Here is a 21857-nt window from a genome sequence, read left to right as displayed (position 1 = left end):
GAAACCGCCGTGGACATCCGCACTCCCGACATTGCCGCCTACGTCGCCGACGTGGGCCGGCGCGCGCGCGCCGCCAGCCGCGAGATGGCGCGCGCCGCCACCGACGCCAAGGACCGCGCGCTGCTCGCCACCGCCGCCGCCATCCGCCGTGAGCGCGCCGCGCTCGTCGCAGCCAACGCGAAGGACCTGGACGCCGCACGCGCGGCCGGCGAGGATCCCGCCTTCGTCGACCGCCTCGCGCTGACCGACACGGTGATCGAATCGATGGCCGCCGGCCTCGAGCAGATCGCCTCGCTGCCCGACCCGATCGGCGAGATCACCGACCTGCGCTTCCGGCCCAGCGGCATCCAGGTGGGGCGCATGCGGGTGCCGCTGGGCGTGATCGGGATCATCTACGAGTCGCGCCCCAACGTGACCATCGATGCCGCCGGCCTGTGCATCAAGTCGGGCAACGCCACCATCCTGCGCGGCGGATCCGAGGCCATCCACAGCAACCAGGCGCTGGCGGAGCTGATCCGCGAGGGCCTGGAGAGCGCGGGCCTGCCCGCGGACGCCGTCCAGGTCATCGAGACCACCGACCGGGCAGCGGTCGGCGAGCTGATCTCGCACCCGGAGTATGTCGACGTCATCGTCCCGCGTGGCGGCAAGTCGCTGATCGAGCGGATCGCGCGCGACTCGAAGGTGCCGACCATCAAGCACCTCGACGGCATCTGCCACGTCTACATCGACGATGCCGCCGACCTCGACAAGGCGGTGCGCATCGCGGACAACGCCAAGACGCAGCGCTACTCGCCCTGCAACACCATGGAGACGCTGCTGGTCGCCCAGGGCATCGCTGCGCGCGTGCTGCCGCCGGTGGGCCGCATCTACGTGGACAAGGGCGTCGAGCTGCGCGGCTGCCCGCGCACCCGCGAGATCCTCGCCGGCGCAGGCATCGCGTGCGCCGAAGCCACCGAAGAGGACTGGCGCACCGAGTACCTCGCCCCCATCCTCGCCATCCGCGTGCTTGCCGACCTGGACGAAGCCATCGCGCACATCGCCACCTGGGGCTCGGGCCACACAGACGCAATCGTCACCGAGGACTACTCGAAGGCGATGCGCTTCCTGCGCGAGGTCGACTCCGCGTCGGTGATGGTGAACGCGTCCACCCGCTTCGCCGACGGCTTCGAGTACGGTCTGGGCGCCGAGATCGGCATCTCGACCGACAAGCTGCATGCGCGCGGACCGGTGGGCCTCGACGGGCTCACGTCGCTGAAATACGTGGTCCTGGGCTCCGGCCAGGTCCGCAGCTGAACGGAGCGCCGATGCTCTGGGTCAAGACGCTGCACATCATGTTCGTGACCAGCTGGTTCGCCGGGCTGTTCTACCTGCCGCGCATCTTCGTCAACCTTGCGATGGTGCCGGACGGCTCCACCGCCGAGCGCGACCGGCTGCTGCTGATGGGCCGCAAGCTGTACCGCTTCATGGCGCCGCTGATGGTGCTCACGCTGGTCTTCGGGCTCTGGCTCTGGATGGGCTACGGGATCGGCAGCGGTTCGGGCTGGATGCACGCCAAGCTCGCCATCGTCATCGTGCTGCTCGGCTACCACCACGCCTGCGGCAGGCTGCTGCGCCGCTTCGAGGCCCACGGCAATACCCGTTCGCACCGCTGGTACCGCTGGTTCAACGAGATCCCCACCATCGCGCTGCTGCTCACGCTGATCCTGGTCGTGGTCAAGCCCTTCTGAAAGGTCCCGGATGGAACGCGTCGTCGACTACTACATGACCCCCCTGTCGCCCTGGACCTTCCTCGGTCACGGGCGCCTGCGCGAAATCTGCGCGCTGCACAATGCGACGATCCGCATCAAGCCGATCGACCTGGGCGCGCGGGTGCTGCCCGCAGGCGGCGGCGTGCCGCTGGCGCAGCGCTCGGAGCAGCGCAAGGCCTACCGGCTGGTGGAGCTGCGCCGCTGGAGCGCGCGCCGCGAGGTGCCGCTGAACCTGCATCCGAAGCACTTCCCGGTGCCCGCCGACGAGGCCTGCCGGCTGATCATCGCCGCGATGCTCGAAGCCGGCGAGGACGCAGCGTTCACGCTCGCCGGCGCACTGATGAAGGGAGTGTGGCAGCAGGACCGCGACGTCTCCGACGCGCACACGTTGCGGGCGATCGCGCACGAGGCGGGGCTGGACGCGGATGCGCTGATGGGCCGCATCCCCGACGCCCACCAGGTCTACGAGGCCAACACCATCGAGGCGCTCGAACGGCAGGTGTTCGGCGCGCCCTGGTACGTCTTCCGCGACGAGCCCTTCTGGGGCCAGGACCGGCTCGAAATGCTTGAACTTTCGCTGGCCCGCCCTTGACTGCGCTGCGCTACTTCGCCCCCTGCCCGCGCGGCCTCGAGCAGTCGCTGGCGGCCGAGCTCACCGCGCTCGGCGCCACCGTCGAGGCCGCGGTCGGCGGCGGTGTCGCCTTCGGCGGCGACCATGCCACCGGTTATCTCGCCAACCTGCACTCTCGATTCGCCAGCAGGGTGCTGCTGCGGGTCGCTGAAGGCAGCTATCGCGACGACGACGACCTCTACCGCCTTGCGAACCGCTGCGAGTGGGAACGCTGGTTCGACGTGCGCCGCACGCTGCGGGTGGACGTTGCAGCGATGCGCTCGCCGCTGCGCAGCCTCAACTTCGCCACGCTGCGCATCAAGGACGGCGCGGTCGATCGCTTCCGCACCCGCACCGGCGCACGGCCATCGATCGACACCGAGCAGCCCGACGTGCGCATCTTCGGCTTCCTCGACGAGCGCACCGCGGTGCTCTACCTCGACCTGTCGGGAGAGCCGCTGTTCAAGCGGGGCTGGCGCACCGAGCGCGACGACAAGGGCGAGGCGCCGCTCAAGGAGAACCTCGCTGCTGGCCTGCTGGCACTGGCCGGCTGGACGCCGGAGCAGCCGCTCTACGACCCCTTCTGCGGTTCGGGCACCATCGTGATCGAAGCGGCGCAGCAGGCGCTGGGCATCGCGCCGGGACTGTCGCGTCGATTCGGCTTTCAGAACCTGCTCGACTTCGACTCCTCGCTATGGGCGCAGCTGCACTCCGACGCGGTGCGCAAGGTCCAGGCGGGCGCAGGCGCGCAGCAGCTGCGGATCGCTGCGAGCGACATCGACGGCCGCGCGCTGGAGCAGGTTTCGCGCAACGCGCAGCGCGCGGGACTGCCCCCGGACGCGCTGCGCGTCGAGCGTTGCAACGTCCTCGACGCCCGCCCGCCCTTCGATGCGCCGGGAATGATCGTCACCAACCCGCCCTACGGCGAGCGGCTCGAGCTGCGCGCAGCGTCCGGCGCGCCGGACGGCCCCGAGGCATGGAACGGCGTGGGCCGCGCGTTCAAGGAGCGCTTCAACGGCTGGCGGCTCTGGATCCTCACCAGCGACCCGGCGCTGCCCAGGCAGCTCGGCATGAAGGCGCGCCGGCGCACGCCGCTCTTCAACGGCTCGATCGAATGCCGGCTGTTCGGCTTCGAGATCTTCGCCCCGGGCCAGGCGCCGCGCCGTCCCGGCACCTGAAGCCGGCGCCTGATCGCGGCGTCTGATCGCGGCGTCTGATCGCGGCGTCTGATCGCGGCGTCTGATCGCGGCGTCTGATCGCGGCGTCTGATCGCGGCATCCGATCCCCGCGCCCGTCACTGCGCGCGGCCGCGAACACACCCCGTGGAGGCACTGCGCCTCCACGGATCGCTCACACCACCCCGAGATGCTCGATCCCGCGGCTCAGGTCGCGGTCGGAGTGCCGGCTGTTGAGCTTGATGTTCAGGCGCAGGTCGTTGATCGAGTCCGCGTTGCGAAGCGCGTCCTCGTAATCGATCATGCCCTCCTCGTACAGGTCGAACAGCGCCTGGTCGAAGGTCTGCATGCCGAGCTCCCGGCTCTTCTTCATGATGTCCTTGATCGTGCCGACCTCGCCCTTGAAGATCAGGTCGGCGATCAGCGGCGAGTTGAGCATGATCTCCACCGCCGGCACGCGCCCGATGCCGCCGGCCAGCGGGATCAGCCGCTGCGAGACGATGCCGCGCAGGTTCAGCGACAGGTCCATCAGCAGCTGCGCGCGCCGCTCCTCCGGGAAGAAGTTGATGATCCGGTCGAGCGCCTGGTTGGAACTGTTGGCGTGCAGCGTCGCCACGCACAGGTGGCCAGTCTCGGCGAAGGCAACCGCGTGCTCCATCGTTTCGCGGTCGCGGATCTCGCCGATCATGATCACGTCGGGCGCCTGGCGCAGCGTGTTCTTCAGCGCCACCTCCCAGCTCTCGGTGTCCACCCCGACCTCGCGGTGGGTCACGATGCACTGCCTGTGCGGGTGCACGAACTCCACCGGGTCCTCGATGGTGACGATATGGCCCTGGCTGTTCTCGTTGCGGTAGCCGATCATCGCCGCCAGGGTGTTCGACTTGCCCGAGCCGGTGGCGCCGACCACGATCAGCAGCCCGCGCTTGGTCATCGCCAGATCGCTCAGGATCGGCGGCAGCGACAGCTGCTCGATCGTCGGGATCTCCGACTTGATCGTCCGCAGCACGATCCCCACCCGCCCCTGCTGCATGAAGGTGTTGACCCGGAAGCGGCCGATGCCGCCCGGGCTGATCGCGAAGTTGACCTCCTTCTTCGCCTCGAACTCCGCGGCCTGCCGGTCGTTCATCAGCGCGCGGGCCAGCTCGATCGTGTGCTGCGGCGTGAGCGCCACGCTCGACACCGGCGTGATCCGGCCGTCGACCTTGAAGGCCGGCGGGAACTCCGCGGTGAGGAAGAGGTCCGAGCCATTGCGGCTGATCATCAGCCGCAGCAGGTCATGCAGAAATTTCGATGCCTGTTCGCGTTCCATCGCTGTCCTTCCGTTTCCGCGTCGCAGCGGGTTCCGGGCCGCCGGGTCAGGCGGGGAAATTTTCCTTGACGGTCGCGGCGCTGCGCGCCTCCGCCATCGAGATCATGCTCTTGCGCACCAGGTCGGCGAGACACTGGTCGAGGGTCTGCATGCCGAGCTGCGCGCCGGTCTGGATCGCCGCGTTCATCTGCGCCACCTTCGCCTCGCGGATCAGGTTGCGGATCGCGGGGGTCGCGATCATGATTTCGTGCGCCGCGACCCGGCCGCTGCCGTCCTTGGTCTTGAGCAGCGACTGGGAGATCACCGCCCGCAGCGACTCCGACAGCATCGCGCGCACCATCTCCTTCTCCGCTGCCGGGAACACGTCGATGATCCGGTCGATGGTCTTGGCAGCGGACGAGGTGTGCAGCGTGCCGAACACCAGGTGGCCGGTCTCGGCGGCGGTCATCGCCAGCCGGATCGTCTCCAGGTCGCGCAGCTCGCCGACCAGGATCACGTCCGGGTCCTCGCGCAGCGCCGAGCGCAGCGCGTTGCTGAAGGACAGCGTCTGCGGCCCCACCTCGCGCTGGTTGATCAGGCAGCGCTTGGACTCGTGCACGAACTCGATCGGATCCTCCACGGTCAGGATGTGGCCGTAGTTGTTCTCGTTGATGTGGTTGATCATCGCCGCCAGCGTGGTCGACTTGCCCGAGCCGGTGGGGCCGGTGACCAGCACCAGCCCGCGCGGCTGCGAGGAGATGTCGATGAAGGTCTTGGGCGCCTTCAGGTCGTCCAGCGTCAGGATCTTCGACGGAATGGTCCGCATCACCGCGCCCGCGCCGCGCTGCTGCACGAAGGCGTTGACCCGGAAACGCGCCAGGCCGGGAATCGCGAAGGAGAAGTCGCACTCGAGGTTCTCCTCGTACTCCTTGCGCTGATTGTCATTCATGATGTCGTAGATCATGCCGTGGACGTCGCGATGCTCCATCGGCGGCAGATTGATCCTGCGCACGTCGCCATGCACGCGGATCATCGGCGGCAGCCCCGCCGACAGATGCAGGTCCGACGCCTTGTTCTTGACCGCGAAGGCCAGCAGTTCTGCGATGTCCATGTCCACTCCACGATGACCGGCGCACCGATGCTGCCCCAGGCGGCGGCGCGCGGCAGCCGCCGACCGGCGGACAGTAGAATCGAGCGATGAACGGCGAATCCACGTTGCCCGAACGCTACGAGCGGCTGCGTCTGCGGGTGCGCGAAGCCTGCGAAGCGGCAGGGCGTCCGGCCGACGCGGTGTCCATCCTCGCGGTCAGCAAGACCTTCCCCGCCGCCCAGGTGCTCGAGCTCGCCGCGCTCGGCCAGCGCGCCTTCGGTGAGAGCTATCTACAGGAGGCGCTGGCCAAGATCGATGCCTGCGACGCCGGGCGGCGGCAGGCGCTCGCCGGGCGGCCGGACGCGGCGGCGCCCGACGCCCTCGAGTGGCATTTCGTCGGCCCCATCCAGTCGAACAAGACCCGGCCGCTGGCCGAGCGCTTCGACTGGGTGCATTCGATCGACCGGGAGCGGATCGCCCACCGCCTGTCCGAGCAGCGGCCGGCGGGCATGGCGGCGCTGAACGTCTGCGTCCAGGTCAATGTCAGCGGCGAGGCGTCCAAGAGCGGCTGCGCGTCCGGGGAGTGCCCGGAACTTGCGCGGCAGGTGGCGGTGCTGCCGGGACTCAGGCTTCGCGGGCTGATGGCGATTCCCGCGCCCAGCGACGATCCTGCCTTTCAGCGGGCACAGTTCGCGCGGCTGCGCGAACTCTTCGAACAGCTCCGCGGCGAGGGGCTGGCGATGGACACCCTGTCAATGGGCATGTCCGACGACCTGGAGGCGGCCGTCGCTGAAGGCTCCACCCTGGTGCGGGTGGGCAGCGCGCTGTTCGGAAGCCGCGCGCGGAAATGACAAGGGCGCCGCAATGCGGCGCCTGGCCGGGGAAACGTCGGAACGCCCTCCCCCAGCGCCCCTGGCGGCCGGCACGGCCCGGGGCATGTCAAGGCACCTGAGCCGCGCAGCACGCGGCCCGGGCGCCGGCAAATCAGGCCATCGACTTCAGCGCTGCGGCCAGGCGGCTCTTGTGACGGGCCGCGGCGTTCTTGTGGATGATCTTCTTGTCGGCGATGCGGTCGATCACGCTGGTGGACGCGACGTAGACGCTGGTGGCAGCGGCCTTGTCGCCAGCGGCGATGGCCTTGCGCACCGACTTGATGGCGGTACGCAGGCGCGAGCGCAGGCTCGAGTTGTGGGCGTTGCGCTGGACGTCCTGACGGGCACGCTTGCGGGCTGAGGCAATGTTGGCCATGCGAGAATCCTGACTCTATCGGGTTCGCGACCGCCGCGGACCGGGCTCGGAGGCTGGCACGCTGGCCAGCCGCTTCGCAACTTGCAGCAGCCGTCGGCATCTTGCCGCAACCTGCTGCCCGCCGGATACCGTCGGTCTGAAATCGGAAAGCCTTGAATTATATACGCTTTGACCTGGCCGGTACAAGCCGCCCGGAAACGACCGCACTGGCGCGCCTACGATGAACCTGTTGCGCGCCGTCGCCACCGTCAGCGGCATCACCCTCCTGTCCCGCATCACCGGCCTGGTCCGGGAGAACCTCACCGCCTCGATCTTCGGGGCCTCGGCCTTCACCGACGCGTTCTTCGTCGCGTTCCGGTTGCCCAACCTGCTGCGGCGGATGTTCGCCGAAGGCGCTTTCTCGCAGGCCTTCGTGCCGCTGCTCGCACAGGCGCGCGCCGAGGGTGACGAGGCCGGCATGCGCCTGATGGTCGACCGCATCGCCACCGCGCTTTTCTGGGTGCTGGTGGCGGTCTCGCTGGCCGGCGTGGCTGCCGCGCCGGCGCTGGTCTGGCTGATGGCCTCCGGCCTGTCGCGCGATCCGGCCGCGTACGACGCCGCGGTGGTGATGACCCGCTGGATGTTCCCCTACATCCTGTTCATCTCGATGGTTGCGCTGTCCGCCGGCATCCTGAACACCTGGAAGCGCTTCGCGGTGCCCGCCTTCTCGCCGGTGCTGCTGAACCTGTGCTTCATCGGCGCCGCGCTGGGACTGTCTCGCCACTTCGACCCGCCGGTCTATGCGCTGGCCGTGGGCGTGATCGCCGGAGGGATCGCCCAGCTCGCCATCCAGGTGCCCGCGCTGCGGCGCATCGGCATGCTTCCGCGCATTGGCCTGGGCGTGGCCGGCGCCTTCCGCGACCCCCACACGCGGCGTCTGCTCACGCTGATGGCGCCGGCAGTGCTGGCGGTGTCGGTGGCGCAGATCAGCCTGGTGATCAACACCCACATCGCGTCCCGGCTGGCGCCGGGCAGCGTGTCCTGGGTGTCGTACGCGGACCGTCTGATGGAGTTCCCGATCGCGCTGCTCGGCGTTGCGCTGGGCACAGTGCTGCTGCCCAGCCTGTCGCGCGCCAGCGCCAGCGGGGAGGTCGACGAGTACAGCGGGTTGCTCGACTGGGGCCTGCGGCTGGTGTTCGTGCTCTCGCTGCCCTGCATGGCAGGACTCGCCCTGATGGCCGAGCCCCTGACTGCGCTGCTCTTCCACTACGGCCGATTCGGCGCGCACGACGTGGCGATGACGCGGATGGCGGTGATCGGCTATGCGGCGGGCCTGCTGGGGCTGATCGCGATCAAGGTGCTTGCGCCCGGGTTCTACGCGAAGCAGGACGTGCGCACCCCGGTCAAGATCGGGCTGCTGGTGCTGGTGGTGACGCAGCTGCTCAACCTGGTGCTGGTGCCCGTGATCGCGCATGCCGGGCTCGCGCTGTCGATCTCGCTGGGCGCCTGGGCCAACGCCGGCCTGCTGCTGGCCGGGCTGCGCCGCCGCGGACTCTATCGGCCGCGCGCCGGCTGGCTGCGGCTCTCGGTCCAGGTGGGCGCCGCCACGCTGGCGATGGCGGCGATGCTCGCGGCGACGGTGCCGCGCTTCGACTGGATCGCAATGCACGCGACGCCGCTGCTGAGGATCGGCGCCGCGCTGGGCCTGGTGGCCTTGGGCGCGGCGCTGTACCTGGCGGTGCTGCTGCTCGCCGGCATCCGGCCGAGACAGTTCCGGCGTCGCAGCCGCGACGATTGAAACGGCCCCGGAAGCGGCGACAATCGAATCTTTGAACAGGAAGACGGACAGCGATGCGAATCACCTTCATCGGCGGCGGCAACATGGCGCAGGCTCTGATCGGCGGGCTGCTGGCCGACGGCACCGACCCTGCGGAACTGCGCGTGGTCGAACCCGTGGCGGCGCAGCGGGAGCTGCTGCAGGAGCGATACGGGGTCGAGAGCGGCGCGCAGGCGGGCCCGCTGGTCGCGGGCAGCGAGGTCGTGGTCCTCGCGGTCAAGCCTCAGCAGATGCGGGAGGTCTGCACCGGGCTGGCCGCCGTGCTGTCCGGGCAGCTGGTGGTCAGCATCGCCGCGGGCATCCGCGCGTCCGACCTGTCACGCTGGCTCGGCGGGCACGCCCGCATCGTGCGCTGCATGCCGAACACGCCCGCGCTGATCGGTGCGGGGCTCACCGGGCTGTGCGCAATGCCCGGACTGGACGGCGCAGACCGCGAGACCGCGGACGCCCTGCTGTCCGCCGTCGGGCAGACGCTCTGGGTCGACGAGGAGTCGATGCTCGACGCGGTGACCGCGATCAGTGGCAGCGGCCCTGCCTACGTCTTCTATTTCATGGAGGCGATGCACACCGCCGCGCTGGGCATGGGCTTCGACGATGAGCAGGCGCGCGCGCTGACCCTGGCCACCTTCACCGGCGCCGCGCGGCTCGCAGCCGATTCGCCCGAGCCAGCATCGGTGCTGCGCGAGCGGGTCACCTCCAAGGGGGGAACCACCGCGGCCGCACTTGGAGCGATGGCCGGACGCGGCGTGGATCGGCACATCGTTGAGGCTCTGGCGGCGGCCCGTGCCCGCTCCGAGGAACTCGGCGAAGAGCTCGGCCGCGACTGACGCGACTGACGCGACTGACGCGACTGACGCGACTGACGCGACTGACGCGACTGACGCGACTGACGCGAAGGGCGCGAAGGGCGCGAGCCCTTCGCGGGCCCTCAGGGCACCAGGTATTCGAGCAAGATGCCGGCGAACACCGCCGCGCCGAACCAGGTGTTGTGGTTGAACGCACGAAAGCAGCCCTCGCGACTGCGGTCGCGGATCAGCGTGTAGTGGTAGGTCGCGACCAGCGCCGCCGCGGCGAGCCCCAGCGTGTAGAAGACGCCGAAGCCCTCGAGCCAGCCCGCCAGCGCCAGCAGCCCGAGCGCGGCGCCATAGCAGACCATCACGGCAGCCACGTCGAAGCGGCCGAAGGTGATCGCCGCGGTGCGGATGCCGATGCGCAGGTCGTCGTCGCGATCGACCATCGCGTACTCGGTGTCGTAGGCCAGCGCCCAGAAGACGTTGGCCGCCAGCATCGCCCACGCGGTGGACGGCACCTCGCCGAGCACCGCGGCAAAGGCCATCGGAATGCCGAAGCCGAAGGCGATTCCCAGGTAGGCCTGAGGTAGCGCGAGAAAACGCTTGGTGAAGGGGTAGCTGGCCGCCAGGAAGGCCGCCACCAGCGCGAGCAGCCAGGTGAGCCCGTTGAAGGGGATCACCAGCAGCGCGGCAACAACGGCCAGCACCGAGAAGACGGCCAGCGCCTCCCAGGGCTCGATCAGCCCGCAGGTCAGCGGACGGTCCCGCGTGCGTTCCACGTGCAGGTCGATGTGGCGGTCGGCGTAGTCGTTGATCGCGCAACCGGCGGCGCGCATCAGCACCGTGCCCGCGACGAAGGCGAACAGCGTATAGCCGTCGGGCGCCCCCCCAGAGGCCACCAGCAGCGCCCAGAGGGTCGGCCAGAGCAGCAGCAGGATGCCGATCGGCCGGTGCATTCGAACCAGCCTCCAGTAGAGCTCGAGGCGCGACGGGGATGCTGCGGTGCTCACGGCGATCCGGGATTCCGACGGGGGGTTGAAGGAGGGGGCAGTCTAGCGCAGCGGCACAGGCGTCAGCGCAAAGCGGTCAACGGCGCGTTCGACTGCGCTGCCGTGCGCGCTGCCGTGCGCGCTGCCGTACGCGCTGCCGTACGCGCTGCCGTGCGCGGGGCCGCCGGCGGCGCAGGCGGCGACGCCCGGGGTGACGACCCGAACGACGCAGCCGGCAGGCGGCCGTTGCCCACGATGAGCTCGACGTTGGCGGGGACGCAGCCAGCGCCCGGTGACGCGGCCGCGCCCTGCCCGGCTGCTGCGGCGCCGGAGGCGCCGGGTCCGCCGGATGCCCCGACCCCGACTGCGACTCCAGTCCCCACCGTGAGCCCGGCCGCGGCCATCTTCTTCGCGTTGGCCTCGCCCACGCCGCGCACCCGCTCGCGCAGGTCGTCCAGGTCGCGGAACGGCCCGCCCTCGCGCCGCGCGGCGACGACGCGCCCGGCGATCGCCGGGCCGATGCCGGAGATGCCCATCAGGGCGATCTCGTCTGCCCGGTTGGCGTCGACGGCGGCGCCGGCCCAGCCGGAGAGCGAGAGGAGTGCAGCGAACAGGAGCGCGGCAGGCTTCATGCGGGGGCCTCTGACGGGGGGCTCGCGGACCGGCGGTCGGACGCGCCAGCCGGAACCATAGAGAGCCGGCAGCGCAGGATCCATGCTGCCACGGCACGCCCGCCGCGCCGCCCCTCGGACGGCCTAGGTCCGGTGGGTCAGGCGCGCGCCGCCAGCCATTCGACGTAGCGTTCCACGCCCTGCTGCACCGTCGCGAATGGCGCGCCATAGCCGACTGCGCGCAGCCGCCCGATGTCCGCCTGCGTGAAGCTCTGGTACTTGCCCTTGAGCGCATCCGGGAACGGGATGTATTCGATCAGTCCTTCGGCGACCAGCCCGGCCAGCGGCAGGGGCGGATGCCCCTGAGCGCGACGCAGCGTATTGACCACCGTGACCGCGATGTCGTTGAAGGGCTGGGCACGCCCGGTGCCGAGGTTGAAGATGCCGCTCGAGCCCGGGTTGTCGAGGAAGTGCAGGTTGACCGCGACGACGTCATCGACGTGAATGAAGTCGCGGCTCTGCCCGCCGGCATCCCAGCCGTCCCAGCCGTCGAACAGGCGCACCCCGCCCTCGGCGCGGAACTGGTTGAAGTTGTGGAAGGCCACCGAGGCCATCCGCCCCTTGTGGGCCTCGCGCGGACCGTAGACGTTGAAGTAGCGCAGCCCGACCACCTGGCTGCGCATCGAGGGCATGCGCCGGCGCACCACCTGGTCGAAGAGGAATTTCGAGTAGCCGTAGACATTCAGCGGCTGCTCGCAGTCGCGCTCCTCGACGAAGCGCTGGGAGCCGCCGTAGACCGCCGCCGAGGACGCGTAGACGAAAGGAATCCGCCGCTCCGCGCAGAACTCGAGCAGCGCCTGCGAGTAGCGGAAGTTGTTCTCCATCATGTAGCGGCCGTCCGACTCCATCGTGTCGGAGCAGGCCCCCTGGTGCAGCACCGCGCGCACGGTGCCGAGCCGCGGCAGGCGGGCCAGCAGCTCCTGCTTGTCGAGGTAGTCGGAGATCTCGCAGTCGACGAGGTTGTGGAACTTCTCGGCGCGCGACAGGTTGTCGACCGCGAGGACGTCTGTGTCGCCGCGGCGGTTGAGCGCATGCACGAGGTTGCTGCCGATGAAGCCGGCAGCGCCGGTGACGATGATCACGAAGCTTCCTTTCGAGGGTGCGCGGAGCCGGCCGGCCCGCGGGGACCGGCGTTTCAGGCCCCGAACAGTTCCTGCAGCGAGACCGCCGCCGTACCCAGCTTGCCGACCACGATGCCGCCCGCGCGATTGGCCAGCCGCATCGCTTCGTCCGCCGGGTGGCCCGCGGCGAGCATCACCGCCAGCACGGCGACCACGGTATCGCCCGCGCCCGAGACATCATAGACCTCCCTCGCCTGGGCCGGCACGCTCACCTCGCCCTCGTCGGAGAACAGGGTCATGCCCTCCTCCGAGCGGGTGAGCAGCAGGTAGCGGATCTCCAGCGAACGGCGCAGCCGCTGGGCGCGCTCGGCCAGGTCGGCCTCGTCGCGCCAGGCGCCGACCACCTCGCGCAGCTCGGCGCGGTTCGGGGTGAGCACGGTGACGCCCCGGTAGCGGCTGTAGTCGTCGCCCTTGGGGTCGACGATCACCAGCTTGCCGGCCTCGCGCGCGTCGCGCACGATCTCCTCGATCTGCGCCAGGCTGCCCTTGCCGTAGTCGGACAGCACCAGCACCTGCGTGCGCGGCAGGAGTTCGCGCACGGCGTCGAGCTTCCGGGCGAGCGTGGAGTCGCCGGGCGCCTGCTCGAAATCGATCCTGAGCAGCTGCTGCTGGCGGCCGATCACGCGCAGCTTGATCGTGGTGGGCAGCGCGGCGTCGCGGGCGAGCCGGCAGGCGATCCCGGCCTCGCCGGCCAGCGCCTCGATCCGGCGCCCCGGCTCGTCGTCGCCCACCACGCCGACCAGCGCGACCTTCGCGCCCAGCGCCGCGGCGTTGCGCGCCACGTTCGCCGCGCCGCCAAGGCGCTCGTCGCTGCGAGTGACGCGCACCACCGGCACCGGCGCTTCCGGGGAAATGCGCTGCACGTCGCCGAACCAGTAGCGGTCCAGCATGACATCCCCGACCACGAGGATCGAGGCGTTCGAGAAATCGATTCCGGTGGCAGGGCCTGCGTTCATCCGCGCTCGATCTCCTCGGTTCGCTTCGGCGCGTAGGTGTCCCAGCGGCTGCAGCCCGGGCATTGCCAGTAGAACTGGCGCGCCTTGAAGCCGCAGTGCCGGCACACATAGCGCGCCAGCCGTCGGGCCTGCGGCTGCACCACGCGCTGCATGAGTTCGATGTCGCCGCGCCGCGCCTCGTCGGCCAGCGGCGCGTGCAGCGCCAGCAGGCGCTCCAGCGCAAGCAGCGAGGGCTGGCGCTCCAGCCCGGCGCGCGCCCAGGCCAGCGCCTCCTCCTGGCCGCGCTCCCGCGCCAGCGCATCGGCGATCGCGGCGAAGGTATCTACTGCAGGATGCTCCGCCTGCACGCGCTCGAGCGCCGCGAGTCCGGCATCGAAACGGCCGACGGCCGCGTGCGCGGCAAGCCAGTCGCCGGCCGCGAGCGCAAGGAAAGATGGCGACTCGCGCACCAGCGGCTCCCAGGCGGCGATCGCGCCAGCCGGGTCGTCCTCCGCCAGGGCCAGTTCGCCAGCCAGCAGCGGCGGACGCGGATGCGCCGGATCGGCAGCCGACGCTGCGGCGATCTCGCGCCGCGCGGCCGCGCGCCCCTCGGGCGTGCCCTGCGCAAGGGCCGCCGCCGCCATCTCGCAGCGGTAATGGGCGATGTCGCGGCCGTGGCGCTCGCCGCAGTCGCGCTCCAGGCGCTCCGCGTGGCCGATCGCCAGCGGCCAGTCGCGCACCATCTGCGCGAGCTCCAGCCGATGATGCAGCGCGGCGGCCGCGTAGCGGCTGCCCTCGAGCCGGTTGAAGGCGTCCTCGGCACGATCGAGCAGGCCCGCCTTCAGGTAATCCTGGCCCAGCTCGAAGAGCGCATGCTCGCGCTGCTGAGCGTCGAGATCGCGGCGCTCCACCAGGTTCAGATGCACGCGGATCGCACGGTCGGTCTCGCCGCGCCGGCGGAACAGGTTGCCGAGCGCGAAGTGCAGTTCCACGGTCTCTGGATCGAGCCGGACCACGTCGACGAAGGCGTCGATCGCCTTGTCGGGCTGCTCGTTGAGCAGGAAGTTCAGGCCCCGGAAGTAGGCCTCGGGCAGTTGTCCGCGGGGACGTGCGCCGCCGCTACGCAGGTCGAGCCGGGCGGCGAACCAGCCGAGGCCGAAGAAGAGCGGGATGGCGAGCAGCCACCAGGATTCGATCTCCATCCGCAGCCAGGGTCACTGCAGGTCGGAGCGCGCAGTCGCGCCGACCGTCACGACCGGAACATCCGGCGAAGGCGGCTGCGCCGAAGCGCCGCCCGCGGGCGCGGGGCGCGCGGTCGCGCGGACTTCGCGGCGAAGCCGGCCGATCTCGCGGCGCTGCCGGTACAGCGTCGGCACCACGGCGAGCAGCCCGAGGGCCGCGCCAGCAGCGAAGAAGGCCAGCAGGAAAATGACGAGAGGGGCGCGCCAGACGAGGTCGACGCCGAAGAAGCGCAGCTCGGTGACGGCGGTGTTGGACAGCGCGAAACCGAGCGCCGCGAGGAACAGTACTGCCCGGATGATCCAGGAGACGACGCGCATCGATCAGGAACCCCGCTGCAGCAGGGGGGCGGCGGCCAAAGCTCAGGCCTCGCCCCGGAGGGCGGCATCGACGCGCTCGCGCAATTCCTTGCCCGGCTTGAAGTGCGGCACCCGCTTCTGGGGCACCAGCACGCGCTCGCCGGACTTGGGATTGCGGCCGATGCGCGGCGGCCGGTGAGAGAGTGCAAAGCTGCCGAAGCCGCGGATCTCGATGCGGTGGCCCTCGGACAGGGTCCGGGCCATCGCATCGAGGATCGTCTTCACCGCGAACTCGGCGTCCTTGACGACCAGCTGAGGATACCGCTCCGCGAGTCGGGCAATGAGCTCCGACTTGGTCATCGTCGCCGGGGAAGGATGGTCTCTGTCCACGGTAGGATGCGCGAAGCGGCAGCCCGCTTACTGGTCTTTGGCGCCGTCGAGCTTGGCCCGCAGCAGCGCACCGAGGTTGGTGGTGCCGGTTGCGGCGCTGCTCTCGGCGGCCAGGCGCTGCAGGGTCTCGGCAGTCTCGACCGAGTCCTTGGCCTTGATCGACAGGCTGATCGAGCGGTTCTTGCGATCCACGTTGATCACCATCGCCTCGACCTCGTCGCCTTCCTTCAGCAGATTGCGGGCATCTTCGACGCGGTCGCGCGCGAGCTCGGAAGCACGCAGGTAACCCTCGATGTCGCCGCCGAGGTCGATCACCGCACCGCGGGGCTCGACGCTCTTGACGATGCCCCTGATGACGGCGCCCTTCTCGTGGCTGCCGGCGTAGTTGGTGAACGGATCGCCGTCGAGCTGCTTGATGCCCAGCGAGATGCGCTCGCGCTCGGTGTCGATCGCCAGCACCACGGCCTCGACCTCGTCGCCCTTCTTGAAGTTGCGCACCGCCTCTTCGCCCGTGGCATTCCACGAGAGATCGGACAGATGCACCAGGCCGTCGATGCCGCCGGGCAGGCCGATGAACACGCCGAAATCGGTGATCGACTTGATCGTGCCGCTGACCTTGTCGCCCTTGCGGTGGTTGTCGGCGAACTCTTCCCACGGGTTGGCGCGGCACTGCTTCATGCCGAGCGAGATGCGGCGGCGGTCCTCGTCGATCTCGAGCACCATCACCTCGACCTCGTCGTTGAGCTGCACGACCTTGCCGGGGTTGACGTTCTTGTTGGTCCAGTCCATCTCGGACACGTGGACCAGGCCCTCGATGCCCGGCTCGATCTCGACGAACGAACCGTAGTCGGTGATGTTCGTGACCTTGCCGAACATGCGGGTGCCCTGCGGGTAGCGGCGGCCGATGCCGACCCACGGGTCGTCGCCCAGCTGCTTGACGCCCAGCGAAACGCGGTTGCGTTCCTGGTCGAATTTGAGAACCTTGGCGGTGACTTCCTGACCGACCGAGAGCACCTCGGACGGGTGACGCACGCGGCGCCAGGCCATGTCGGTGATGTGCAGCAGGCCGTCGATGCCGCCGAGATCGATGAACGCGCCGTAATCGGTGATGTTCTTGACCACGCCGTTGACGATGGCGCCCTCGTGCAGGGTCTCGAGCAGCTTGGCGCGCTCTTCACCCTGGGTGAGTTCGATGACTGCGCGGCGCGACATCACGACGTTGTTGCGCTTGCGGTCGAGCTTGATGACCTTGAAGTCGAAGGTCTTGCCTTCGAACGGCGTGGTGTCCTTGACCGGACGCATGTCGATCAGCGAACCCGGCAGGAACGCGCGGATGCCGTTGCACATCACGGTCAGGCCGCCCTTGACCTTGCCGGTGATCGTGCCCGAAACCACGTCGCCGGACTCCAGGGCCTTCTCCAGGCTGATCCAGGCCGCCAGACGCTTGGCGCGGTCACGCGACAGGCGCGTCTCGCCGTAGCCATTCTCCAGCGCGTCGATCGCGACGGAGACGAAATCGCCTTCCTTGACCTCGAGTTCGCCGCGGTCGTTCTGGAATTCCTCGATGTCGATGTAGCTCTCGGATTTCAGACCGGCGTTGACGACAACGAAGTTGTGGTCGATGCGCACCACCTCGGCGGTGATGACTTCGCCTGCGCGCATCTCCTGCTTGGAGAGCGACTCCTCGAAGAGTTGGGCGAAGCTTTCGATGGCAGCGGGGGCGGCCGTTTCAGTGGAAGTGTTCAAGTGTGTGATTCCGGATTGTTTGACACGCCGGACGGTCGTCGCCGACGGCCGCTGATGCGGCCGAACCCGGCGCGAAAGGTCCAGCGGAGTTCTCGCCATGCCCGGGCCGTGGAAGCTGCCTCCCGCCTGCCCGAACCCCTCGGGGCGCCACCGCACCGCCGCAAAAGGCGATTCAGTCAGCGACCCTGCGCCGGTAGGCCCCGAGCACCGCGTCGACCGTCTCGTCGATCGATAGATGGGTGGAATCGAGAACCAGCGCGCCTTCCGCGGGTTTGAGCGGAGCTTCGGCGCGCTGCATGTCGCGCGCGTCGCGTTCCGCGAGATCCTTGGAAAGGTCGGCGATCGTAGCAGAAAACCCCTTCTCCATCAACTGCTTATGACGCCGCGCCGCGCGCGACTCGACGCTCGCGGTGAGGTAGACCTTGAGGATCGCGTCGGGGAAGACCACGGTCCCCATGTCGCGGCCGTCGGCCACCAGGCCCGGCGCGGCGCGCGCGCGCCGCTGCAGCGCCAGCAGCGCCGCGCGCAGCAGCGGCTGGGTGGCCAGCCGCGAGGCTGCGATGCCGACCTCCTCCGCACGGATCGCTTCGGTGACGTCCTCGCCGCCGACCAGGATGCGCCGGCCCTCGAAGCGCGGCGCGAGCCCCTGCGCCAGCGCGGCGAGCGCCGGCCCGTCGGCGGTGTCGATGCCCGCGCGCAGCGCTTCGAGCGCGACGATCCGGTACAGCGCGCCGGAGTCCAGGTAGCGCCAGCCCAGCGACGCGGCGACGCGCTCGGCGATCGTGCCCTTGCCGGAGGCCGTGGGCCCGTCGACCGCGATGACCGGCGCCTCAGGCATCGATCTCGGCGATCGAGATGCCGGCGCGTGCCGCCAGTGCCGGGAAGCCCGGGAACGAGGTGCCGACGTTGGCGGTGTCGCGGATCAGCAGCGGGCCGCCAGCGCGCAGGGCAGCGATGGTGAACGACATCGCGATCCGGTGGTCGGCATGCGAGGTCACCTCGCCGGCGGCGAAGACCGGGCCCGCGCCCCGTCCCTCGATGACCATGCCGTCCGGGGTGGGAGTGGCGTCGACGCCCAGCGCCCGGAGCCCGTCGGCCATCACAGCGATGCGATCCGACTCCTTGACCCTGAGCTCCTCGGCGCCGGTGACCACGGTGCGGCCCTCCGCGCAGGCAGCCGCCACGAACACCGCCGGGAACTCGTCGATCGCCAGCGGCACCAGCCGCTCGGGAACCTCGATGCCGCGCAGCCGCGCCGAGCGCACGCGCAGATCGGCGACCGGCTCGCCGCCCACCTCGCGCGGATTCAGCGCCTCGATGTCGGCGCCCATCAGCCGCAGGATGTCGACGATGCCGGTGCGGGTGGGGTTCATGCCGACGTGCTCGAGCACCAGGTCCGATCCTTCGGCGATGGATGCGCCGACGAGGAAGAACGCGGCCGACGAAATGTCGGCGGGCACGTCGATGGACGTCGCCGTCAGGCGCTGCCCGCCGACCAGCCGGACCCGCGCCCCTTCGCGGCCCAGCTTCACGCCGAAGCCCTCGAGCATGCGCTCGGTGTGGTCCCGCGTCGGCGCCGGCTCGGTGATCACGGTCTCGCCCTCGGCGTAGAGGCCGGCCAGCAGCACCGCGGACTTCACCTGGGCACTGGCCATCGGCATCTGGTAGTCGATGCCGGTGAGCCGCTCGGCGGGGAGGATGCGCACCGGCGGCCTGCCATCGGCGGTCTCGATGCGCGCACCCATGCGCTCGAGCGGCTCGGCAACGCGCCGCATCGGCCGGCGCGTGAGGCTTTCGTCGCCCACCAGCGTGGACGCGAAGCGCTGGCCGGCCAGCAGGCCCATCAGCAGGCGCATCGCGGTGCCCGCGTTGCCGCAGTCCAGCGGCCGGTCGGGGCCGCGGAGCCCGTCGACCCCGACACCGTGGACGGTCACGCAACCGTCCTGCGGACCGTCGATGCGCACGCCGAGGGCGCGGAACACGTTCATCGTGGAGATCGCGTCGGCGCCCTCCAGGAAACCGGTCACCCGGGTCTTGCCGTCGGCGAGCGCGCCGAGCATGATCGAACGGTGGGAGATGGACTTGTCCCCGGGGACGCGGATGCGGCCGGTGAGTCGTCCGCCGGGGAGCACCCGGAAGGCATTGGGCATGAACTTGTTCCTGTACCGAGAGAATGCGGCCGTCGACACTTGCGCCGGCCGGGACGCAGCGACGCCCGCACAACTCCCGAATTCTACCGGCTGCCCATGAGCATTCCCCGCCCGAAGGACGACCCGATAGAGGGAGCGGTCGCCGCGCTGATCCGCCGCATCGCCCGTGGCCACGGCCCGCACGACGCCAGCGCGGAATCGATGCCGGCGCGCATCCGCGGCCGCGACGAACATCGGCTGGGACCGGCGGCGATCGCCCTGCTCGAATCGCTGCCGCCGCACCTCAGGCTCATCACGCTGCGCGGCCAGTACCCCCGGCTGCTCAACCGCGTGGCAGGCGCATGGCACGACTCCACGAGCTTCGAGGAGACGATCGATTCGCTGATCATCGACCGGCGCGGCGGCCGGCAGGGCTTCCCGTTCGAGGTGCTGAGCGAGCTCACTGAACTGCGCGAATACCGCTCGGCATTGCCCCGCCGCGGGCGAGCCGGCCGCTGAGCGGCGCGCAGCGCCTGCGTCAGTCGGGCGGCTCCGCGCCGCCGCCGGGCGCAGCGAGGCTGCGGCGCCACCGCGCGGCCGCCTCGAAGCGGTCGGCCAGCGCCTGGCGGTCGCCGGCCGCCAGCGCATCGGCGATCGCCCGCAACTCGCGCTCGAAGGTCCCCGCGCACTCCAGCACCGCGTCCCGGTTGTCGATCAGGATGTCGGCCCACAGCGCGGCCGACGACGCGCCGATCCGGGTGGTGTCGCGCAGGCCGGCGCCGGCAAAGCGCTGCGCGGCCTCCGCGCGCGGCCCTGCCGCGATCGCACCGCACAGCGCGAAGGCGACCGCATGCGGCCAGTGCGACACCTCCGCGAACAGGCCGTCGTGCGCGTCGGGCTCCATGCGCGCGATCCGCGCGCCCAGCCCGGTCCAGAGGTCCTGCACTCGCTCCACTGCGGCCAGCGAGGCCTCGGCGTGCGGGCAGAGCACTGCGAGGCAACCGTCGAAAAGCCCGGCACGCGCGGCTTCCGGGCCATGCCGCTCGCCGCCGGCGATGGGGTGACCGGCGACGAAGCGCGGGAAGGCCTCGCCGAGCAGCGATCGGGCGGATTCGATGACGCTGCGCTTGGTGCTCGCGCAATCGGTGACCACCGCATCGGCGTCCAGCCGGCCGCGCAGCGCCGCGAGCAGGCCCGGCAGCGCCGGGATCGGCGCCGCCAGAACAACCAGGTCGGCGCCGGCGACGGCCTGCGCCACGTCGCCGGCCACCCGGTCGATCAGGCCGAGCTCCAGCGCGCGACCGGCATCGCCGCCCGGCGCGTAGCCGACCACCTCGGCCGCAAGGCCCCGCGCGCGGATCCCGGCGGCCACCGAGCCGCCGATCAGCCCGACGCCGAGGACCGCGGCGCGGCGCAGGCGGGGCGCGGCGCTCAAGCCCGGCCCAGCGCGGCCGGCAGCGCCGCCAGGAAGGCCTCGTTCTCCTCGGGCAGGCCGACGGACACGCGCAGCCACTCCGGCAGCCCATAGCCGGCCACCGGACGCACGATGATGCCGGCGCGCAGCAGCCGCTCGTTGACCGCCGCCGCATCGCCGACACGGACCAGCACGAAGTTCCCGAACGAAGGCACGTATTCCAGGCCCATCGCCGCGAAGGCGGACTGCAGCCGCTGCAGTCCGGCAGCGTTCACCTCGTAGCTGCGCTGCAGGAAGGCCTCGTCGAACAGCACCGCAGCGGCCGCCGCCTGGGCCATGGAGTTGACGTTGAAGGGCTGGCGGATCCGGTTGAGCAGGTCGGTAAGCTCCGGCTGGGCCAGGCCGAAGCCCACGCGCAGGCCGGCCAGCCCGTAGACCTTCGAGAAGGTGCGGCAGACCAGCAGGTTGGGGAAGCGCCGCACCCAGGCCACCGAATCGAAGCGCAGCGCGGGCGGGAGGTATTCGTTGTAGGCCTCGTCCAGCACCACCACCACGTCGGCCGGCACGCGCTCGATGAAACGCTCGATCGCCTGCGCCGGCGCGAAGGTGCCGGTGGGGTTGTTGGGGTTGGCGATGAACACCAGCCGGGTGTCGGGCCGGATCGCGGCCAGCATCGCGTCCAGGTCGTGACCATGCTCGCGCGCGGGAACGACGATCGCCTGCGCACCGACCTCCTGCGTCGCCAGCGCGTACACGGCGAACGAGTACTGCGCGTAGACGACCGACTGGCCGGGCTGCACCACCGCGTGAGCCACAAGCTCGAGGATGTCGTTGGAGCCGTTGCCGAGCGTGACCCACTCGGGCGGCACCTCGTATCGGCGGGCGATGGCGCCCTTGAGGACGAAGCCGTTGGAGTCCGGGTAGCGCGCCAGGTCTTCCAGCTCCGCGAGCATCGCGCGCTGCGCGGACTCGGGAACGCCCAGCGGATTCTCGTTGGACGCGAGCTTGACGATGCGGTCCTCCCGCAGGCCGTACTCGCGGGCGAGCTCGGAGATCGGCTTGCCGGCCTGGTAGGGCGCGATGCCGCGCACGTAGCTGGGGGCGGGGATGCTCATGGGACTCCGTCGGTGGATGTCGGGGTCCGCGGGACGGTGCCCG

Annotated in this window: 23 protein-coding genes; 8 read left to right on the top strand and 15 right to left on the bottom strand. The window is 70.4% G+C overall.

The genetic code is table 11. From position 1 onward, the window contains the following. Positions 1-15 precede the first annotated feature (15 nt). From HNQ70_RS03650 to HNQ70_RS03635, 4 genes are read left to right on the top strand one after another with little or no spacing between them, the layout of a single operon-like run. Complete coding sequence (locus tag HNQ70_RS03650; protein ID WP_183965434.1) at positions 16-1293, top strand: glutamate-5-semialdehyde dehydrogenase; 1278 nt, start codon at positions 16-18, stop codon at positions 1291-1293. A gap of 11 nt (positions 1294-1304) precedes the next feature. Further along, positions 1305-1727: a CopD family protein gene (locus HNQ70_RS03645; protein WP_183964406.1), complete on the top strand. Its 423-nt coding sequence runs from the start codon at positions 1305-1307 to the stop codon at positions 1725-1727. Positions 1728-1737: 10 nt separating this feature from the next. Continuing rightward, positions 1738-2340 carry a 2-hydroxychromene-2-carboxylate isomerase gene (locus HNQ70_RS03640; RefSeq protein ID WP_183964405.1) on the top strand — a complete coding sequence of 201 codons (603 nt, stop codon included), beginning with the start codon at positions 1738-1740 and terminating at the stop codon, positions 2338-2340. Further along, positions 2337-3536, top strand: coding sequence for a THUMP domain-containing class I SAM-dependent RNA methyltransferase (locus tag HNQ70_RS03635; protein WP_183964404.1), 1200 nt, complete (start codon positions 2337-2339; stop codon positions 3534-3536). The genes HNQ70_RS03640 and HNQ70_RS03635 overlap by 4 nt, the downstream gene beginning before the upstream one ends. A gap of 172 nt (positions 3537-3708) precedes the next feature. Here HNQ70_RS03635 and HNQ70_RS03630 read toward each other — a convergent pair whose 3' ends face one another. Together HNQ70_RS03630 and HNQ70_RS03625 are read right to left on the bottom strand one after the other, a co-directional pair. Then, positions 3709-4842, bottom strand: coding sequence for a PilT/PilU family type 4a pilus ATPase (locus HNQ70_RS03630; RefSeq protein ID WP_183964403.1), 1134 nt, complete (start codon positions 4840-4842; stop codon positions 3709-3711). 46 nt (positions 4843-4888) lie between these two features. Then, complete coding sequence (locus HNQ70_RS03625; RefSeq protein ID WP_183964402.1) at positions 4889-5932, bottom strand: type IV pilus twitching motility protein PilT; 1044 nt, start codon at positions 5930-5932, stop codon at positions 4889-4891. Positions 5933-6018: 86 nt separating this feature from the next. Between HNQ70_RS03625 and HNQ70_RS03620 the strand changes: the two genes are divergently transcribed. Continuing rightward, positions 6019-6762 (top strand): YggS family pyridoxal phosphate-dependent enzyme, encoded by a 744-nt coding sequence (locus tag HNQ70_RS03620; RefSeq protein ID WP_183964400.1) that lies wholly within the window; start codon positions 6019-6021, stop codon positions 6760-6762. Between the two features lie 133 nt (positions 6763-6895). On the opposite strand, the gene rpsT is transcribed toward HNQ70_RS03620, so the two are convergent. After that, complete coding sequence (gene rpsT, locus HNQ70_RS03615) at positions 6896-7159, bottom strand: 30S ribosomal protein S20 (RefSeq protein WP_183964398.1); 264 nt, start codon at positions 7157-7159, stop codon at positions 6896-6898. Positions 7160-7379: 220 nt separating this feature from the next. On the opposite strand from rpsT, the gene murJ reads away from it, so the two are divergent. Together murJ and proC are read left to right on the top strand one after the other, a co-directional pair. Continuing rightward, entirely contained in the window at positions 7380-8936 is a 1557-nt protein-coding gene (gene murJ / locus HNQ70_RS03610) for a murein biosynthesis integral membrane protein MurJ (RefSeq protein ID WP_183964396.1), read from the top strand. Between the two features lie 53 nt (positions 8937-8989). Next, on the top strand, positions 8990-9802 hold the full coding sequence (proC, locus tag HNQ70_RS03605) for a pyrroline-5-carboxylate reductase (protein ID WP_183964394.1): 813 nt from the start codon (positions 8990-8992) through the stop codon (positions 9800-9802). A gap of 101 nt (positions 9803-9903) precedes the next feature. Here the strand turns inward: proC and ubiA are convergent, their stop codons facing one another. The 10 genes from ubiA to aroA form a co-directional block, all read right to left on the bottom strand. Continuing rightward, positions 9904-10722, bottom strand: coding sequence for a 4-hydroxybenzoate octaprenyltransferase (gene ubiA, locus HNQ70_RS03600; protein ID WP_183965432.1), 819 nt, complete (start codon positions 10720-10722; stop codon positions 9904-9906). 116 nt (positions 10723-10838) lie between these two features. Further along, on the bottom strand, positions 10839-11387 hold the full coding sequence (locus HNQ70_RS03595; protein WP_183964392.1) for a ComEA family DNA-binding protein: 549 nt from the start codon (positions 11385-11387) through the stop codon (positions 10839-10841). A gap of 137 nt (positions 11388-11524) precedes the next feature. After that, entirely contained in the window at positions 11525-12508 is a 984-nt protein-coding gene (gene rfaD / locus HNQ70_RS03590) for an ADP-glyceromanno-heptose 6-epimerase (RefSeq protein WP_183964390.1), read from the bottom strand. Positions 12509-12561: 53 nt separating this feature from the next. After that, positions 12562-13503: a D-glycero-beta-D-manno-heptose-7-phosphate kinase gene (rfaE1, locus tag HNQ70_RS03585; protein ID WP_183964388.1), complete on the bottom strand. Its 942-nt coding sequence runs from the start codon at positions 13501-13503 to the stop codon at positions 12562-12564. Continuing rightward, positions 13500-14684, bottom strand: a complete 1185-nt coding sequence (lapB, locus tag HNQ70_RS03580) for a lipopolysaccharide assembly protein LapB (RefSeq protein ID WP_183964386.1) — start codon at positions 14682-14684, stop codon at positions 13500-13502. The genes rfaE1 and lapB overlap by 4 nt, the downstream gene beginning before the upstream one ends. Positions 14685-14696: 12 nt before the next feature. Next, positions 14697-15041, bottom strand: coding sequence for a lipopolysaccharide assembly protein LapA domain-containing protein (locus HNQ70_RS03575; RefSeq protein ID WP_183964384.1), 345 nt, complete (start codon positions 15039-15041; stop codon positions 14697-14699). A gap of 42 nt (positions 15042-15083) precedes the next feature. Next, positions 15084-15380 carry an integration host factor subunit beta gene (locus HNQ70_RS03570; RefSeq protein WP_183964382.1) on the bottom strand — a complete coding sequence of 99 codons (297 nt, stop codon included), beginning with the start codon at positions 15378-15380 and terminating at the stop codon, positions 15084-15086. A 57-nt stretch (positions 15381-15437) separates the two neighbouring features. Then, positions 15438-17165 (bottom strand): 30S ribosomal protein S1, encoded by a 1728-nt coding sequence (gene rpsA, locus HNQ70_RS03565; protein WP_343060668.1) that lies wholly within the window; start codon positions 17163-17165, stop codon positions 15438-15440. A 163-nt stretch (positions 17166-17328) separates the two neighbouring features. Next, positions 17329-17994, bottom strand: coding sequence for a (d)CMP kinase (gene cmk / locus HNQ70_RS03560; protein WP_183964377.1), 666 nt, complete (start codon positions 17992-17994; stop codon positions 17329-17331). Continuing rightward, positions 17987-19306 carry a 3-phosphoshikimate 1-carboxyvinyltransferase gene (gene aroA, locus HNQ70_RS03555; protein ID WP_183964375.1) on the bottom strand — a complete coding sequence of 440 codons (1320 nt, stop codon included), beginning with the start codon at positions 19304-19306 and terminating at the stop codon, positions 17987-17989. The genes cmk and aroA overlap by 8 nt, the downstream gene beginning before the upstream one ends. A 96-nt stretch (positions 19307-19402) precedes the next feature. Between aroA and HNQ70_RS03550 the strand changes: the two genes are divergently transcribed. Then, positions 19403-19804: a hypothetical protein gene (locus HNQ70_RS03550; protein WP_183964373.1), complete on the top strand. Its 402-nt coding sequence runs from the start codon at positions 19403-19405 to the stop codon at positions 19802-19804. 19 nt (positions 19805-19823) lie between these two features. On the opposite strand, the gene HNQ70_RS03545 is transcribed toward HNQ70_RS03550, so the two are convergent. Next, complete coding sequence (locus tag HNQ70_RS03545) at positions 19824-20720, bottom strand: prephenate dehydrogenase (protein ID WP_183964371.1); 897 nt, start codon at positions 20718-20720, stop codon at positions 19824-19826. Further along, positions 20717-21814 carry a histidinol-phosphate transaminase gene (hisC, locus tag HNQ70_RS03540; RefSeq protein WP_183964369.1) on the bottom strand — a complete coding sequence of 366 codons (1098 nt, stop codon included), beginning with the start codon at positions 21812-21814 and terminating at the stop codon, positions 20717-20719. Before hisC ends, HNQ70_RS03545 begins: the two co-directional genes overlap by 4 nt. Positions 21815-21857 lie beyond the last annotated feature (43 nt).

The organism is Quisquiliibacterium transsilvanicum (genome assembly GCF_014202215.1).
Taxonomy (GTDB): Bacteria; Pseudomonadota; Gammaproteobacteria; order Burkholderiales; family Burkholderiaceae_E; genus Quisquiliibacterium; species Quisquiliibacterium transsilvanicum.
Note: the sequence above shows the minus strand (reverse complement) of the source record. Positions and strands in the feature narration are given on the sequence as shown.